Annotated in this window: 16 protein-coding genes; 5 read left to right on the forward strand and 11 right to left on the reverse strand. The window is 59.0% G+C overall.

The features are described from left to right. Positions 1-23: 23 nt before the first annotated feature. Positions 24-3,707, reverse strand: a complete 3,684-nt coding sequence (gene pulA, locus BN1123_RS09530; RefSeq protein ID WP_224212323.1) for a pullulanase-type alpha-1,6-glucosidase — start codon at positions 3,705-3,707, stop codon at positions 24-26. A gap of 262 nt (positions 3,708-3,969) precedes the next feature. On the opposite strand from pulA, the gene BN1123_RS09535 reads away from it, so the two are divergent. Continuing rightward, positions 3,970-4,383 (forward strand): hypothetical protein, encoded by a 414-nt coding sequence (locus tag BN1123_RS09535; RefSeq protein ID WP_042026667.1) that lies wholly within the window; start codon positions 3,970-3,972, stop codon positions 4,381-4,383. 124 nt (positions 4,384-4,507) lie between these two features. On the opposite strand, the gene thyA is transcribed toward BN1123_RS09535, so the two are convergent. The 4 genes from thyA to rppH all read right to left on the reverse strand — a co-directional run bounded on the left by thyA (position 4,508) and on the right by rppH (position 9,016). After that, positions 4,508-5,302 (reverse strand): thymidylate synthase, encoded by a 795-nt coding sequence (gene thyA / locus BN1123_RS09540; protein ID WP_026457734.1) that lies wholly within the window; start codon positions 5,300-5,302, stop codon positions 4,508-4,510. Continuing rightward, positions 5,302-6,126 carry a prolipoprotein diacylglyceryl transferase gene (gene lgt, locus BN1123_RS09545; protein ID WP_026457733.1) on the reverse strand — a complete coding sequence of 275 codons (825 nt, stop codon included), beginning with the start codon at positions 6,124-6,126 and terminating at the stop codon, positions 5,302-5,304. The genes thyA and lgt overlap by 1 nt, the downstream gene beginning before the upstream one ends. Before the next feature lie 68 nt (positions 6,127-6,194). Continuing rightward, entirely contained in the window at positions 6,195-8,474 is a 2,280-nt protein-coding gene (gene ptsP, locus BN1123_RS09550) for a phosphoenolpyruvate--protein phosphotransferase (protein ID WP_042026668.1), read from the reverse strand. Between the two features lie 14 nt (positions 8,475-8,488). Then, positions 8,489-9,016, reverse strand: a complete 528-nt coding sequence (gene rppH, locus BN1123_RS09555) for an RNA pyrophosphohydrolase (RefSeq protein ID WP_042070448.1) — start codon at positions 9,014-9,016, stop codon at positions 8,489-8,491. A 733-nt stretch (positions 9,017-9,749) separates the two neighbouring features. Here rppH and mutH point away from each other — a divergent pair. Together mutH and BN1123_RS09565 are read left to right on the forward strand one after the other, a co-directional pair. After that, a complete protein-coding gene (gene mutH / locus BN1123_RS09560; RefSeq protein WP_042026669.1) occupies positions 9,750-10,424 on the forward strand; it encodes a DNA mismatch repair endonuclease MutH in 675 nt (224 codons plus the stop codon). Between the two features lie 82 nt (positions 10,425-10,506). Further along, positions 10,507-10,830, forward strand: a complete 324-nt coding sequence (locus BN1123_RS09565; RefSeq protein WP_026456581.1) for an isoamylase early set domain-containing protein — start codon at positions 10,507-10,509, stop codon at positions 10,828-10,830. A gap of 108 nt (positions 10,831-10,938) precedes the next feature. On the opposite strand, the gene rplS is transcribed toward BN1123_RS09565, so the two are convergent. The 5 genes from rplS to ffh form a co-directional block, all read right to left on the reverse strand. Further along, the gene (gene rplS, locus BN1123_RS09570; RefSeq protein ID WP_005308701.1) at positions 10,939-11,286 is read right to left on the reverse strand and encodes a 50S ribosomal protein L19; all 348 of its coding nucleotides are present in this window, start codon (positions 11,284-11,286) and stop codon (positions 10,939-10,941) included. 32 nt (positions 11,287-11,318) lie between these two features. After that, entirely contained in the window at positions 11,319-12,068 is a 750-nt protein-coding gene (trmD, locus tag BN1123_RS09575) for a tRNA (guanosine(37)-N1)-methyltransferase TrmD (RefSeq protein WP_005308699.1), read from the reverse strand. Between the two features lie 34 nt (positions 12,069-12,102). Beyond that, positions 12,103-12,624 (reverse strand): ribosome maturation factor RimM, encoded by a 522-nt coding sequence (gene rimM / locus BN1123_RS09580; RefSeq protein ID WP_042026670.1) that lies wholly within the window; start codon positions 12,622-12,624, stop codon positions 12,103-12,105. A gap of 24 nt (positions 12,625-12,648) precedes the next feature. Beyond that, positions 12,649-12,897 carry a 30S ribosomal protein S16 gene (gene rpsP, locus BN1123_RS09585; protein ID WP_042026671.1) on the reverse strand — a complete coding sequence of 83 codons (249 nt, stop codon included), beginning with the start codon at positions 12,895-12,897 and terminating at the stop codon, positions 12,649-12,651. Positions 12,898-13,076: 179 nt separating this feature from the next. Next, a complete protein-coding gene (gene ffh, locus BN1123_RS09590) occupies positions 13,077-14,453 on the reverse strand; it encodes a signal recognition particle protein (protein WP_042026672.1) in 1,377 nt (458 codons plus the stop codon). A gap of 205 nt (positions 14,454-14,658) precedes the next feature. On the opposite strand from ffh, the gene BN1123_RS09595 reads away from it, so the two are divergent. Together BN1123_RS09595 and BN1123_RS09600 are read left to right on the forward strand one after the other, a co-directional pair. Next, the gene (locus tag BN1123_RS09595) at positions 14,659-15,447 is read left to right on the forward strand and encodes a cytochrome C assembly family protein (protein ID WP_042026762.1); all 789 of its coding nucleotides are present in this window, start codon (positions 14,659-14,661) and stop codon (positions 15,445-15,447) included. A gap of 41 nt (positions 15,448-15,488) precedes the next feature. Next, entirely contained in the window at positions 15,489-16,769 is a 1,281-nt protein-coding gene (locus BN1123_RS09600; RefSeq protein ID WP_042026673.1) for an HlyC/CorC family transporter, read from the forward strand. A gap of 33 nt (positions 16,770-16,802) precedes the next feature. On the opposite strand, the gene BN1123_RS09605 is transcribed toward BN1123_RS09600, so the two are convergent. Continuing rightward, positions 16,803-17,270, reverse strand: coding sequence for an Rrf2 family transcriptional regulator (locus BN1123_RS09605; protein ID WP_042026674.1), 468 nt, complete (start codon positions 17,268-17,270; stop codon positions 16,803-16,805). Between the last annotated feature and the right edge of the window lie 56 nt (positions 17,271-17,326).

The raw sequence follows: 17,326 nt of genomic DNA on the forward strand, positions 1-17,326 counted from the left end.
TCCCCCGGGCTCTATGGGTCTGCTTACCCCGCGGACTCGGTCACGCTGACGCTCAGGGTCGGATGCTCCTTGTCCATGGCATTCAGGACAAACCGGTAGCTGCCCGCCTTGTCCAGCGTCATGCCGATATCATCCCCTCCCTTGCACAGGGTAAGCGGTGCCGCCGTCGCCAGCACATCGGTGGCCTCACACTTGCCGTAATTGAGCGCTCCCCAGCTGGCATCCGCAATCTTCAGGGTCGTCTCACCCAGCTGCGCCTCGGCAACCGGCATGGTCAACTCATACACATAGTTGCCACTGAAGGTCAGCTGGTTGACGGGATCCCACTGGCCGAGGAAGCCACGCACGAAGACATTGGTCATGCCAAAGGGTGGCAGCGTACTGAGGTCCGTCTTCTTGCCGACTGGCAGCCCCGTGCCCTGGGCCCCGCTCTGGGGCTTGACGAACACGGCGGCAGACCAGGCACCCAGCGTCAACTGGCCACCGGACACCGCGGCTCCGCGGGCTATGCTGTCACTGCTGTCGTGAGCCGGGCTCAGCACCAGACCGGCGAGATCGATGGGCTGATCCGCCCCGTCGCGGAAATCACCGATACTCTGACTCTGGTTGGTGGCGTTGAGCATCACCACCAGACCGTCGATGGCCGGATCCAGATCCGCACCGGCGGCCATGCCGTCATCCACCGTCATCACGATGAGGCCGGGCACCTGATCCGGTCCGGTATTGCGAAAATCGACCCGCTTGATCACTTCGGCCCCACTGCCCAGACGCAGCAGGCGAGAAGATTGACGCAGCCTGGCCAGCTCCTGGTAGAAACCCACCATGGTCGCCATGTCGGCACCGCTCGGCTTGGCATGCTGGCCGAGCACCTGATCGATCAGCGGATAGTTGTCGCCATCCTTATCCTTGCGCGGCAATCCCTTGTCAAAGTTGTTGTCAGCCAGGGTGTAATCGACCCGGTTGTACCAGTCCCCCGAGTCGTAGCTGTCCCGCTCCATGGACTTGGAGCGCAGCAACTCGACGCCGGCGTGGGTGAAGGGAATGCCCTGCCCCAGCATGGCGGTAGCCAGCGATACCCCCTGCATCCGCACCAGATCGGCTCCTGCCGGCGCCTTGTAGATCAGGTTGTCGAACAGGGTCTGGTTGTCATGCTTGGAGACATAGTTCTGGATCTCGGTCGGATCCTGGGCATAGCCGGCAGGCTGACCGTTATAGTCGATCTCGGCCCCCTTCATCGGGATGCCATTCTTGTCGGTCAGCACGAACTCCTTGAGATTGCCGGCCATGCCGAGACGCACCAGATCGGCCTGATGCAAAGCCGTGGCCAGCTCGACGCCATCCAGCTCGTTGGGATCCACAAAGGCGCCGTTGCCAAAGCCCTGGGTCTTGCGAATGGTATCGCCACCGTCGAACGGGCTGCCGCCGCGCACCGCATCCCGCAACCGATCCGAGAAGGATCCGATGCCGGTCCCAGCCAGGTGCTTCTGGGTCGCCTGCACGAAGCGCTTGTCATCCTGCACCTCGCCGAAGTTCCACCCCTCGCCGTAGAAGTAGATCTCGGGGTTGACCTTCTTCACCGCCGCCAGCGCCTGCACTATCTGATCTTTCGGGTGGTGGCCCATCAGGTCGAAGCGGAAGGCATCGATCTTGTAGTCGCGAGCCCAGGTCACCAGGGAGTCATCCACCAGCTTGGCGAACATGGCGTGTTCCGGCGCCGTGTTGGAGCAGCAGGTGGAATTCTCGACCGAGCCGGTCTCCGGATTGAGACGCTGATAGTACCAGGGCACTATCTTGTCGAGCACCGACTTGGGACCCAGGCCAGCCTCGTTGGTGTGGTTGTAGACCACGTCCATCACCACGTTCATGCCGATGTTCTGCTTGATGGCCTTGACCATTTCGCGGAACTCCAGGATGCGCTGGCTGCCCTCGGCGTTGGTGGCATAGGAGCCTTCCGGCGCCGTGTAGTGATAAGGATCATAACCCCAGTTGAAGGAGTCGACGCCGCGCAGATAGCCGTAGAGCGACTGTGCCTGTTCGCCACGCGGATCCAGGGTTTCCAGCACGGAGGCTATGGTCTGGCCGCCGCCACAGTAAGCGCCAAAGGCTGAATTCTGCACCTCGGGGTTGACCTGACACAGCTTGCTGAAGTCATCGCCGATATTGGCCACCTTGGCCGGGTCCTCGTTGATGGTCGCAATGTCGAACACCGGCAGCAGGTGCAGGTGGCTGACGCCGCTCTGCGCCAGGGATTGCAGGTGCCTGACCGGTACCGTGTCGGTATCGGTCAGGCCGAGGAACTTGCCGCGGTGCTCCGCCGGGGTCGAGTCGTCGTTGCCGGTCAGATCGCGGACATGGGCCTCGTAGATGGTGATGTCAGCCGGGTTCTGCTGGCTGTGGGGGGCCTTGAGCTCGTCCCAGCCGGCCGGCTTGAGGGCCGGATCGTCGAGATCCACCACCTGGCTGAACTCGGAGTTCATCGCCAGGCTCAGGGAGTAGGGGTCGGTCACCTGATAGGATTCCAGCTTGCGGCTGACCGGGTGATAGACCTGGATGTCGTAACGGTAGAACTTGCCTACCAGCTCGCTGCCCCCCTGCACGCTCCAGCTGCCGCTGGCTTCGTCCAGGATCATGGCGCGCTCGCCAAGGGAGTTGTGCTGCTCGTCAAACAGCGCCAGCTTGACCGATCTGGCGGTCGGCGCCCACAGCCGGAAGGTGACATTGCCCCCCTCAACGATGGCGCCATAGTCGAGCTTGCTCGCCGCATCGCTATAGAGAGCATCAAGGGCGCCGGCGCTCTGCACCAGGGTTGCTCCCTGCAGTATGCCATCGGCATCGGTGCCGATGGCCACCAGCTCCCCCTTGAGCAGGGGCTTGAGATCTTTTCCTGACGGCAGGGCAAAGGCGGCGGCATCTTTGAGATGCGGATACCTGGCCTGCTGCTCCGCCGTTAGGCTGGTCGGGGTCAGGCTGATATAGGGGAAGTCGAATACCCCGTCGGCATTGGCCTCGATGGTGCCCGACTCTGTGTAGTAGAGGCGGACATGGGGCTTGTCCTTGCCCCCCTGCCAGATCAATGTGTTGCCGTCGATCAGGTGGGCGCTGGCTCCGGCAACGCCGAAGGCGGCGGTGAAAGCCTCGGCCCGGCTATCGAAGATCGCGTTCTTGCCGGCAACGATGGCCACGGTGCGATCCGGATGATCGCTGAAGACTACCTTCATGTCGGCGCCGGTCAGGTTGCCGAGGGAACCATCCCGGGCGATAAAGTTGATACACCCTTCCACCTTGGCCAGCGGGATCACCCAGGCAGGGCCAAAGCTGTCGGCTGCCGTCGGCGTATTGATCTTGTCATCCCAACCGCCATTCAGACCACTATCGGCAGTGGCAGAACACGCTTCGTTGTTCCAGAGATGAAGACTATGACTGGCGAAGGGGCCATCCACCCCGCGGGCGGCACTGGTCTGGGTATCCACCAGGGCGATGACCACCTGATTGTCACCCGCCATCAGCAATTCGGCGGGGGCCTGCACCTTGGGCAGACGGGCGACAGGTCCGTCCTCGGTGCCGGGAGGGACGGTCACATCCGGGTTGGTAGGGATCTCGGGGTTGATAGGCACATCAGGGGTGGTAGAGCCGTTGTCATTACAGCCAGACAAAAGCACGATCAGTGAGGCTGTTGCCAGCGCCACCTTGGTCTTTTTCATATCCATGATTTTTATAATTCCCGCTGTAGTTAGTCTCGATAGTCGAGCACCCGGTCGTTGCCAGGCGGTGCCATATTAATCAGCGACAATCGTTTCAAATGTGAGCGGGTGGGCAAAAAAACGACCATTTTCAACAAGATAACGTTTTCAGACTGAAACTTGGATCCGGCTCACAGACCTTTCCGGCATTTGGTTCCATATCTAGAAAATGCCTGTCACAGGGTCAGAAAAACCATTTCCGATCAAGTGGATATACAAGGAGCAAGGGATGAAAAGGATTGAGGAACAAGCCAGACAGCTTGATCAGGAGTACCAGGCCATTGCCCAGCTGTTCGACCAGTTTTGCCAGCAGGCGGGCACGCTCGCCGAGCAGTACCAGTTCTTCAGCTGGCCGGACTATGAAGATTCCCCTCCCCTGAGTCGCGCCTTCACCCTGCTGGGAGAGCCCCGCGAGCTGCGACTGCATTGTCAGCCGGGGGAGCGGGGCGCCCTGCATGGGCTGATCCAGGTGGTCACTGAGGATGAGGCCATAGATGCCAGCCTCGGCTTTCGCGCCGATGGCCAGCTGTTGCTGGAGTCGGGCAAGCTGCTGGACAACCCGCCCGGGCTGCTGCTCAAGCTGCTGCTGGGGGCCATCTGGCAGCACAAGCCCGAGCCGGAGAACAACGGCCACACCCACTGAGGCCGGAGCCTCCTTCCACCATGCGCAGGAATAGCGCGACCAAACGGTGCAAAGAGGGCCGTCCGGCCAAAGAAAAATGCCAGTCAGCATTCACTGACTGGCATCGACAAGGTTCGGGCCGGGATCAGATGGCGACGGGCGCCTTGATGCCTGGATGGGGATCGTAACCCTGGATCTCGAAGTCCTCGAACTGGTAGTCGAAGATGGAGTCCGGCTTGCGCTTGATCACCAGGGTCGGCAGCGGGCGCGGCTCGCGGGTGAGCTGCAGCGCGGTCTGCTCCATGTGATTGGAGTAGAGGTGCACGTCGCCGCCGGTCCAGACGAAGTCGCCCACTTCCAGACCACACTGCTGGGCCATCATGTGGGTCAGCAGAGCGTAGCTGGCGATGTTGAACGGCAGGCCGAGGAAGACATCGCAGCTGCGCTGGTAGAGCTGGCAGGAGAGTTTGCCGTCCGCCACATAGAACTGGAAGAAGGCATGACAGGGAGCCAGCGCCATCTTGTCCAGCTCGCCCACGTTCCAGGCGGAGACGATGATGCGACGGGAATCCGGATTGTGCTTGATGTCGTCCACCGCCTTCTGGATCTGATCCACCACGCCACCGTCGGCGGTCGGCCAGGAGCGCCACTGGGCGCCGTAGACCGGGCCCAGATCGCCGTTCTCGTCGGCCCACTCGTCCCAGATACTGACGCCATTTTCTTTCAGATAGGCGGTATTGGTGTCGCCGTTGAGGAACCAGAGCAGCTCGTGAATGATGGAGCGCAGGTGGCACTTCTTGGTGGTCACCAGCGGGAAGCCTTCGGCCAGGTTGAAGCGCATCTGATGGCCGAACAGGGAGACGGTGCCGGTGCCGGTACGGTCGGACTTGACGGTGCCCTCATCCAGGATCTTCTGCATCAGGTCGAGATACGCTCTCATTATTTTGCCTCCTTCACGGCATTACCAAACAACTGCGGGCGCTTGTAGGCGGCCCAAATCATCAGGGCTCCGATGAGGATCATCGGGGTGGACAGGATCTGGCCCATGCTGATCTCGTTGAAGTAGAGACCCAGCTGGCTGTCCGGTTGGCGCACAAACTCCACCAGGAAGCGGAACAGGCCGTAGAACAGCAGGAACATGCCGGAGATGGCACCGCGCGGCGGATGCTTGCGCCAGAACAGGTTGAGGATGATGAACAGCACCACCCCTTCCAGGGCGAACTGGTAGAGCTGGGACGGATGGCGCGGCTCCGGGCCCGCCTCGGGAAAGATGATGGCCCAGGGCACATCGGTGATCCGGCCCCACAGCTCGCCATTGAGGAAGTTGCCGATGCGGCCAACCCCGAGACCAAACGGAATGAGTGGCGCCACGAAATCGGCCACGGTGAAGAAGTGGCGCCTGGTCTTGTGGGCAAACCAGATCATGGCGGTGATGACGCCGATGAGGCCGCCGTGGAACGACATGCCACCGGTCCAGATCTTGAACAGATAGGTCGGATCCGCGAGGAAGAGATCGAAGTTGTAGAACAGGACATAGCCGACTCGGCCACCCAGGATCACCCCGAGGAAGCCGTAAAACAGCAGATCGGAGACCTCGTCACGGGTCCAGCCACTGCCCGGTTGGGCGGCGCGGCGCCCCGCCAGCCACATGGCAAACGCGAAGCCAAACAGGTACATGAGACCATACCAGCGTACCGATAGTGGTCCCAAACTGAATGCTACGGGATCAATCTGCGAGAAAACCCAATATCCGTCGTGCTGCATAAGCGGCCCCAGTCAAAAAGAAAAGCCGCATTTTCCGATCATTCGTCAGCAGGGACAAGGCATGATTATCAATCAGTCTGTTTGACCTTGTGGCCGGCCCGCAACAAGCCGCCCAGCCCATGTTCTTCCAGATAGCGGGCAAACAGGCCGCGCAGCATGTGGGGATTGTCGTGCTTGAGGCCGTCTGCCAGCAGCGTGATCAGCTCATCCAGCCGGGACTGGCGCAGCACGTACTTGATGCGGGCGATGTTATGGGTGTTCATGCTGAAGCGGCGATAGCCCATGGCCAGCAGCAGGAGCACGCCGACCGGATCCCCGGCCAGTTCGCCACAGACCGAGACCGGCTTGTGGTAGCGGCGAGAGGCATCGGACAGCAGTTGCAGAGCGCGGATCACCGCCGGATGGAAGGCGTCATAGATGCTGGCAACCCGGGCGTTGTTGCGATCCACCGCCAGCAGGTACTGGGTCAGGTCGTTGCTGCCCACCGACCAGAAGTCGATGAGGGGGGCCATCTCCGGCAGGATATAGAGGGCGGAGGGCACCTCTATCATCACCCCGAGACTGGGGTAGCGGATCTCGGCTCCCCGGCCGGCAGCCTCTTCCGACACTTCCCGCCAGGCCTGATCCAGCAGGCGGCGGGAGGCCTTGATCTCGTTCACGCTGCTGATCATCGGCAGCATGATGGCCAGATTGTCGAGCCCTTCGCTGGCCCGCAGCATCGCCTTGAGCTGCACCAGGAACAGCTCGGGGTGATCCAGGGTAAGCCGGATCCCTCGCCAGCCAAGGAAGGGGTTCTCCTCGACGATGGGGAAATAGGGCAGCTGCTTGTCACCCCCTACGTCCAGGGTCCGCATGCAGACGGGGCGATTACGGTAAGTCTCCAGGATGCCGCGATAGCGGGCGGTCTGCTCCCACTCTGACGGGAAGCTGTCCTGCAGCATGAAGGGGATCTCGGTGCGATAGAGACCGACCCCGTCCGCCAGATGATTGAGGGCTATCTCGGTATCGGCGCTGAGGCCGGCGTTGAGCAGCAGGGAGACGGGGGTGCCATCGGCGGTTTCCGACGGCTGGTTGTCGACACTGCGCACCAGGGTATCGAGGGCCCGCTCCTCATTGAGCAGTTGGCGATACTCGGTGAGGATCACCTGGTTGGGCTCAATGAAGAGATCGCCGCTGTAGCCGTCGACCACCAGCATGCGGCCACCGATGTCGCCGAGCGGCAGATCCACCCCCATGATGGCCGCCACCCCCATGGCACGAGCCAAGATGGCCGCGTGGGAGTTGGTGCCCCCCTTGAGGGAGACCACGCCGCTCAGAAACTCGCGCGGGACTTCGGCCAGTATGGTGGCGGTCACCTCATCGGCGACCAGCACCACGGGTTCACCGATGGAGATATGTTCCGGTTCGTTTTGCACCAGTCGGCTGATGAGGCGCAGGGCGATATCCTTCACATCGGCGGCGCGCTCCTGCAGATAGGGATCCTTCATCCCCTTGAACTGCTCGATCAGACGATCGCTGATGATCTTGACCGCCGAGACCGCCGTCCAGTGCTCCTTGCTCACCTTGTTGCGGATCGGCTTGATGTAGCCGGGATCGTTCAGCAGGTGCAGGTAGATATCGAAGATCGCCACCGAGTCCTGGCTGTAGCTCTCGCGAAAGCGCAGCGCCAGGCTCTCCAGATCGTGGCGCACCTCCTCCACGGCTTCTTCCAGCCGAGCCAGCTGCTTGCCGTGCTCCTCATCCTTGCGCGGGGTGATGGAGTTGAGCGCCTTGCGGGGCCGCCACACCCAGGCCTTGGCCATGGCGATGCCGCTGGCCCCGGCAATGCCGCGCAGGGGCTTGCTCCAGTCGGTCTTCTGCAACCACCCCTTGGCCTGGGCCTGGGCAATGCGCGCCGCCAGCTGGGCCGCCAGGGTGACCATGAAGGACTCTTCCCCCTCATCGAAACGGCGACTCTCTTTTTGCTGGGCCACCAGGATACCGACCACCTGGCGCTGATGCATGATGGGGGCGCCGAGGAAAGAGCGAAACGCCTCCTCGGCCACATCGGGCAGAAACTTGAAGCTGGGGTGTGCGGGTGCATCGGCCAGGTTGATCAGCTCTTCACGCTGACCCACCAGACCGACGATGCCCTGCTCGAAGGGCAGAGTGACCTTGCCAACGGCAGAGGGGGCCAGACCATCGGTGGCCGCCAGCCGGTAGCGGCGCATGTCGGGTTCCGAGACATAGACGGAGCAGCAGTCCACCTTCATGGCATGCCGGGTCTGGCTGACCAGGGCCTGCAGGGCTTGCTCGAGGGTATTGGCCTCGGCCATGCTCTCGACGATACGTCTCAGTTCCGTTAACAACTAATCTGTGCTCCTTAGCGTGCGCGATGGCGCCGCCCATCCTTCTTGTTGACCTGGGTTGCCGCGACCGGCATCGCCAGCGGGGCAAATTCCTTCATGACCCGACGATAAACCTCCCGTTTGAACGAGACAACCTGGCGCACCGGGTACCAGAAGCTGACCCAGCGCCAATCATCGAATTCGGGATGGCCATGACAGCCAAACTGGATCCGGGACTCCCTGCCCGAATTCAGCTGCAACAGGAACCATTTTTGTTTTTGGCCAATACAGACCGGTGAACTGTCCCAACGGACGAGACGCTTGGGTAAACGATACTTTAGCCAGTTACGACTGGTGGCCAATATGGTCACATCTTCGGGCTTGAGGCCAATCTCCTCATATAGCTCTCGATACATGGCCTGTTCCGGCGATTCACCATCATCAACCCCCCCCTGCGGGAACTGCCAGGAGTGCTGCCCATAGCGCTTAGCCCACAATACTTGTCCGTCACGGTTACAGATCACGATACCGACATTGGGACGAAATCCGTCGCCATCAATCACGTGATCACCTTATAAAGGCTGAATCTATAAAGAGATTGTTCCACATTCACCCCGTGGCAGCAAACAAGGAGTGAATCCCTCGTTTCATGAATAACTTTCAATTTCAAACATACTTATAAACAAATCCCAGGATCTGCGACGGCAAGTTGCCCACCCAGACTGTGCATAAAGCTGTTAGTAAACGGGTATATACAGTACTTTTTGATGATGAGTAAAAATGCCAACGGTATATCCCCATCCCGTAGCTAACAAGTAAAAACATTATTATACATATAGTTAAATGTAAAATAGTGGTTCTGGATCCTCGATGGCGCCCCCGCAGGATCCACGCCATGGATTGTGAACAAGTCCAACTGTTCAAAGATCCACCACGACCAAATTATCCACAGGAGTGGCACACTATCTGCCCGCTTTCCCCTGTAAAAATGGGGCTGCATTCACATTTTTTTGTAACATCTCGGCGACTCTTCCCAGTTACATTCACTTATCCAAGATTTCTGTGGATAACTGTGTGCAACATCAGGCGCAAACCCTTGGACAACTGTTTCAAGCTAAAAAGCCACTCTTTACTGGCCTCGATAAAATAACCAAAACCCTTTAAAATCATTGAGATGTGCTGATAACAGCCAAATTATCCCCATTTGCCCGTCTCCATGCAGGATCGGCTATAAAAACAGCGATCCTTCTCTGGATCCAGGCTGGCGAGGAGAGAACGAACAAGATGGAACCAAGTATGCCGACCAATCCCCAGTCCGAGCAGGAGTTGCTGGCCCGCGCCTATGCCATGGCAGGGTTCACGCTGGCCCAGCTGGCAGCACAGGCGGGCATAGCCGTTCCCGGGGATCTGCGCCGGGACAAGGGCTGGGTCGGCCAGCTGATCGAATGGCAGCTGGGTGCCAGTGCCGGCAGCAAGCCGGAGCAGGACTTCCCGGATCTCGGGATCGAGCTCAAGACGATCCCCATCGATCCTCAGGGCAAACCGCTGGAAACCACCTTCATCTGCGTTGCCCCGTTGATCGGTGTCACCGGCCAGCGCTGGGAGGAGTCGAACGTGCGCAACAAATTGTCACGGGTACTCTGGATCCCGGTGGAAGGTAGCAGGGAGATCCCTATCGGGGAGCGCAGAGTCGGTATGCCGCTGATGTGGAGCCCGAACGAAGAGGAAGATCGACTGCTGCGTCAGGATTGGGAAGAGCTGATGGACATGATAGTGCTGGGAGAAGTGGAGCAGATCAGTGCTCGCCACGGCCAGGTGATGCAACTGCGACCCAAGGCGGCCAACAACAAGGCGCTGACCCGGGCCATCGGCCGTGATGGTCAGCCCATCATGACGCTGCCACGGGGCTTCTATCTCAAGATCAACTTTACCCACGGCCTGCTGCAACGCCATTTCGCCCTGCCGGTTTAACCTGCCGTATCAACATCCTTGTCATAAGCTGGTATAAAAATAGGCGGGAGCCAATTTTTATACTCACTGACAAGGAGGCGTCATGCCACTCATCAAGCAATTCCTCAAATCAAAACCCGAAGTCAAAGTCACCTTTGCCGTGGAGAAAGAGGCGGCCGCCGGCGCCGAGCAGGTTCGCCTGCTGGGCGAGTTCACCCAGTGGCAGCCTATCGATCTGAAAAAGATGAAGAGCGGCGAGTTCAAGACCACCCTCAACCTGCCCACCGACGGGCCCGGTTATTTCGAATATTGCTACCAGCTCATCACCCCTGAGGGGGAGACCCTCTATGACAACGACTGGGAGGCCGATGGCTATGTGCCAGGCCCCTTCGGGCGGGATAACTCTGTGGTGCGGGTGAACCAGTAAGGCTCCCTCGCCAGTTCAGACGCAGAAACAAAAAAGGCTCGCCATTGGCGAGCCTTTTCACTACCTGTCGAGCTTTTCGCCGACATATCGACACCAATTCGAATCGAATTAGTTGAGCTTCTCTTTGATACGAGCAGCTTTACCGGACAGGTTGCGCAGGTAGTACAGTTTGGCGCGGCGAACATCACCACGACGCTTCAGTTCTACACTGTGGATCAGCGGAGAGTGAGTCTGGAATACACGCTCAACACCTTCGCCGTTGGAGATCTTGCGAACGGTGAAAGCAGAGTGCAGACCGCGGTTACGCTTGGCAATCACGATGCCTTCGAAAGCCTGCAGACGCTCTTTACCACCTTCTTTAACACGAACTTGAACACGTACGGTGTCGCCCTGGGCAAAAGCCGGGATGTCGGTACGCATTTGCTCTTGTTCAAGCTGCTGAATAATCTTGCTCATTGTCTTTCCTTACCTAGGATAAACTGAAAACTCTACTTAACGCTGTCACGCACTTCGCGGACATACTCGGCAAGAAGTGATTCTTGCTCGTCAGTCAGAGCTAGGTTGTTAATAAGTTCCGGCCTTCTTTGCCAGGTTCGTCCGAGCGATTGCTTGAGACGCCAGCGCCGAATCACTTCGTGATTGCCGCTTGTCAGCGCCTCGGGCACCGCCAGCCCATCCAACACCTCCGGCCGAGTATAGTGGGGATGATCCAGCAAGCCATCCGTAAAGGAGTCCTGCTCGGCACTGGCCTGATCACCCAAAACCCCAGGGACCAGACGCGAAACCGCATCGATCAGGGTCATGGCAGGCAACTCGCCACCACTTAACACGTAATCCCCGATAGACCACTCTTCGTCGACTTCGGTTTGTATCACGCGTTCATCGATACCTTCGTATCGACCGGCTACCAGAATCAGTTTCTGATTCGTCGCCAACTCGGTTACGCCCGCTTGAGTCAGCTTGCGTCCCTGAGGAGAGAGATAGATGACTTTCGCCCCGTCTCCCGCCGCTTGCTTGGCTGCATGAATCGCGTCACGCAGCGGCTGAACCATCATTAACATGCCGGGCCCACCACCATAAGGACGATCATCGACCGTACGGTGCTTGTCGTGGGTAAAGTCCCGGGGGTTCCAGCACTCAATCTGCAGCAGGCCACTCTTGACGGCCCGACCCGTTACCCCGTGCTCGGTAATGGCTCGGAACATTTCAGGGAAGAGGCTAATCACCCCAATCCACATAAGAAACCTCCGGCACTCGTGTTACCGCGGGAAACTAGAAACCAGGATCCCAATCAACTTCGATTGTTCGAGCAGTCAGATCAATATTCTTGATCACCTGCTCTTCCAGGAACGGAATCAACCGCTCCTTTGCACCAAAGGCATCTTTTACATTGGCCTCAACCACCAACACATCGTTGGAGCCGGTTTCCATCAATTCGGTCACCTTGCCCATGTCGTATCCCTTGGTGGTCACTACGGAGCAACCAATCAGGTCACGCCAGTAGAACTCGCCCTCGGGCAACGCAGGCAACAGATCGGCGGGTACGCCAATCTCAACATTGGTCAATGCCAGGGCTTCCTCGCGCACGTCGATACCATCGAGTTTGCAGATCAGACCCTTGTTGTGACGTTTCCAGGACGAAACCCGAATTTCACGCCACGCCCCGTTCTGATTGATCAGCCAGGGGTTGTAATCGAAAATCGCTTCGGCAACATCGGTGAAGGAGTTCACTTTAAGCCAACCCTTGATGCCGTAAACGGTACCCAGGGTGCCCAGAACTACAGGTTTTTCCACCTTAACTCCTTACCGTCTGGCTGATTAAGCAGCTTTGGCAGCGTCTTTGATCAGCTTGGCAACGCGCTCAGAAACAGCGGCACCAGTAGCAACCCAATGCTCGATACGAGCCAGGTCCAGGTTCAGCTTTTCAGCGTTACCAGAAGCAACCGGGTTGAAGAAACCAACGCGCTCGATGAAACGACCGTCGCGGGCGTTACGGCTGTCAGCAACTACTACCTGGTAGAACGGACGCTTTTTCGCGCCACCACGTTGTAAACGAATGGTTACCATATCGTCCTCATTAACATCTAATGAACAAGGCCCGCAAACACGCGGACCCTAGCTTAAAATAAGCCGCATAATTCTACTTGGATTCGTAATAATTGCAACCAAGCCAGCCATTTTTTGCGCAGGGCAGTAATGAAAAAGGCCTGCCGCTGGCAGACCCTCTCTCAATACGGCATGGATGATCAAAACGGGCCGCGGCCGCCACCGAAGCCCGGAGGCAGCATATTCTTCATCTGGCTCATCATCTTGCGCATGCCGCCCTTGCCGGACATCTTCTTCATCATGCGCTGCATCTCGGTGAATTGCTTGAGCAGCTTGTTCACGTCCTGCACCTGCATGCCGGAACCCGCGGCAATGCGGCGCTTGCGGGAGCCCTTGATGAGATCGGGATGGGCGCGCTCCTTGGGGGTCATGGAGCTGATGATGGCTTCCATCCGCACGGTCAGCTTGTCATCCATCTGATCCTTGACGTTATCAGGCAGGCCGGACATGCCGGGCAGCTTGTCGAGCATCCCCATCATGCCACCCATGTTGCGCATCTGGGCCAGCTGCTCGCGGAAGTCTTCCAGATCGAAGCCCTTGCCACTCTTGACCTTGCTGGCCAGCTTGGCGGCCTTCTCCTTGTCGACGTTGCGCTCCACCTCTTCGATGAGTGACAGCACGTCACCCATGCCGAGGATGCGGGAGGCGAGGCGATCCGGGTGGAACGGCTCCAGCGCGTCGGTCTTCTCGCCCATACCGATGAACTTGACCGGCTTGCCGGTGATGTGGCGCACCGACAGGGCGGCACCACCACGGGCGTCACCGTCCGCCTTGGTGAGGATCACGCCGGTCAGCGGCAGCGCCTCGTTGAACGCCTTGGCGGTGTTGGCGGCATCCTGACCTGTCATGGCGTCGACCACGAACAGAGTCTCTACCGGCTTGATGGTGGCGTGGAGGTGCTTGATCTCCTCCATCATCTCGCCATCGACGTGCAAACGACCGGCAGTATCGACGATCACCACGTCATAGAACTTCTTGCGCGCCTGATCGATGGCCGCGTTGGCGATATCGACCGGCTTCTGGCTGGCATCGCTCGGGAAGAAGTCGACGCCGATGTCGCCGGCCAGTGTTTCCAGCTGCTTGATGGCCGCGGGACGGTAGACGTCGGCACTGACTACCAGCACCTTCTTCTTGTTGCGTTCCTTGAGCAGCTTGGCCAGTTTGCCAACCGTGGTGGTCTTACCGGCACCCTGCAGACCCGCCATCAGGATGATGGCCGGTGGCTGAGCAGCCAGGTTGAGCTGTTCGTTGGCCTCCCCCATCACGGTGACCAGTTCGCCGTGGACAATCTTGATGAAGGCCTGGCCCGGACTCAGGGACTTGGCCACTTCCTGGCCAACCGCACGCTCCTTGACGCGGGCGACGAAATCACGCACCACCGGCAGGGCGACGTCCGCCTCGAGCAGCGCCATGCGGACTTCGCGCAGGGTATCCTTGATGTTCTCTTCGGTCAGGCGACCACGGCCACTGACATTGCGCAAGGTGCGCGAGAGTCGTTCTGTCAAATTCTCAAACATGACGCATTCCGGTTCTTGGCGTAACAAATGGGGGGCATTATAACCCAGAGCTGGCGCGAGAACGATTATTCACCGCACTGTCGCAGTAAGCGCCTTCCTCTTTATATATGGGCAGATCGGCGGCAGCACAACTGGCGAGCATATCTTGTGCAAGGTATACTGCCCCTCTTATATCCCTAAATGCTTGTGCAACAACGACCTGGTTATGATCGTGATCTCTGTTCTGGCCCTGGCGTTCTATCTGCTGGCCATCGTCGCCTCCCTGCATCTGTTACTGAGCGCCAAGCCGGTGGGACAGCGCCCCCTGTTCGCCTGCATCGGACTGGCCCTGATGACTCACGCTAGCGCTCTCGGCTCGGAAGTGCTACTGAGTTCCGGCCAGAACCTGAGCATGCTCAACGTGGCCTCGCTGGTCAGTCTCATCATCAGCTGCTTCATGACCTGCGTCACCCGCCGCTTCAACGGCTGGATCCTGCTGCCGGTGGTCTACAGCTTCTCGGCCCTGCTGCTGGCCGCCAGCGCCCTCATTCCCGGTCGCTACATCACCCATCTGGAGGCCCATCCCCAGCTGTTGCTGCACATCGGCCTCGCCCTGATGGCCTATTCGGTATTGATGATCGCCTGCCTGTTTGCACTGCAGCTCGCCTGTCTGGACAAGCAGCTGAAATCGAGAAAAATCAGCCAGCTGCCGGCCATGCCGCCCCTGATGACGGTCGAGAAGCGCCTGTTCCAGCTCATCTCTGCGGGTGTGTTGCTGCTCACTCTTTCCATCGCCTCCGGCCTCTTCTTCCTTGAGGACATGTTCGCCCAAGGCAAGTCCCACAAGGCCGTGCTCTCCATCCTGGCCTGGTGCGTCTATGTACTGCTGCTGTGGGGCCATCACACCTATGGCTGGCGCGGCCGCAAGGTGATCACCCTGAGCCTGATTGGCAGCGTCATCCTGACCCTGGCCTACTTCGGCAGCCGCTTCGTCAAAGAAGTGCTGTTGAGCTGACCCGTTTTCCCCTTTAGCGACACCATCCACAGGAGCCCTTCTTGGACAGCATCTCAACGAGCACATTGCTGATTGTTCTCGTTTTCTTGATCCTTCTATCCGCCTTCTTCTCCAGTTCCGAAACCGGTCTGATGTCCATCAACCGCTACAAGCTGCGGCATCTGGCACAGACCAAACACAAGGCAGCACGCCGTGTCGAGCAACTGCTGTCCCGACCCGATCGCCTGCTGGGGCTGATCCTGATCGGCAACAACCTGGTCAATATTCTCGCCTCCGCCATCGCCACCATCGTCTGTATCCGCCTGTTTGGCGATCTCGGAGTAGCCGTCGCCACCTTCGGCCTGACCCTGGTGGTACTGGTCTTCGGCGAGGTCACCCCCAAGACCCTGGCGGCCATGTTCCCTGAGAAGATCGCCTATCCCGCCTCCTGGGTGCTCAAGGGATTGATGGTGCCCCTCTCGCCCTTCGTCTGGATGATCAACGGCATCACCAGCGGCCTGCTCAAGATGCTGAAGATCAATCCGAACAAGGATGACTCCCTCAATACCGAGGAGCTGCGCACTATCGTCAACGAGGCGGGCAACCTGATCCCCCAGCGCCACCAGGAGATGCTGCTCAGCATCCTGGATCTCGACAAGATGCTGGTCGAGGACATCATGGTGCCCAGAAGCGATATCTACGCCATCGACATCAACGACGACTGGAAGACCATATTGCGCCAGCTGGCCCACTGCGCCCACACCAAGATCCTGCTCTATCGCGACAACATCGACGACGTGGTGGGCTTCCTGCACGCTCGCGACGCCCTGCGACTGATGGCCAAGGATCAGTTCAACAAGTCGAGCCTGCTGCGGGAAGTGGACGAGATCTATTTCATTCCGGAAGGGACGCCCCTCAACGTGCAGCTGGCCAAGTTCCAGCGCAACAAGGAGCGGATCGGCCTCATCGTCGATGAATATGGCGATATCCAGGGTCTGATCACCCTGGACGACATCCTGGAAGAGATTGTGGGTGACTTCACCACCTCCATGACCCCGGCCCCCAGCGACGAGATCCACCCCCAGCCGGATGGCACCTTCCTGGTGGAGGGCTCGGCCAACGTGCGCGAGCTGAACAAGGAGATGAACTGGCAGCTGCCCATTGACGGCCCGCGGACCCTCAACGGCCTGATCCTCGAATACCTGGAGGAGATCCCTCAGCCCAACATCGGCATCCGGCTGGCGGGCTATCCCATCGAGATCCTGGAAGTGGAGAACAACATGGTGAAGATGGCGCGGATCATGCCGGCATCCTATCGTCCGGATACCCACGACGAAGATTGAAAAAGGGCTGCCTCTGGCAGCCCTTTTTAGTGCTTATTCACCCTCTTCCTCGGGCTCCAGCACCAGGGTCGGGATCAGCTCCCCGAACACCTTCTGCAACTCGTCACGGTTGGCCAGCAGATCCAGCAGCGTGTAGCTGTCCATCACCGCCAGGAAGGCATCCATCGCCTCCTTCAGGGCACTCTTCAACAGGCAGACCGATACGATGTGGCAGGCTGGCGAGTTGCAGTCGATACCATCGAGATTTCCCTCCAGCGCACGGATCACCTGGCCTATGTTGACGGTCGCAGGATCGCATGCCATGCGAATGCCACCGTTCTTGCCGCGCTGGGATTGCAGATACCCCAGCTTCACCAGCTGGTTGACCACCTTCACCATGTGGTTGCGTGACACGCCGTACAAGGCCGATACCTTGGCAACACTTGAGAGCTCTCCCTCCGGCAGGGTGGCCAGATAAAGCAGGGCTCTCAATCCAAAATCTGTATAACTGGTTAGTCTCATAAAGCCTGATTAGCGCAATGCGAAAAGTGAAGTGTTGATCCAAATCAAATAAACAT

The sequence above is a fragment of the Aeromonas enteropelogenes genome (genome assembly GCF_000819845.1).
GTDB classification, from domain to species: Bacteria; Pseudomonadota; Gammaproteobacteria; order Enterobacterales; family Aeromonadaceae; genus Aeromonas; species Aeromonas enteropelogenes.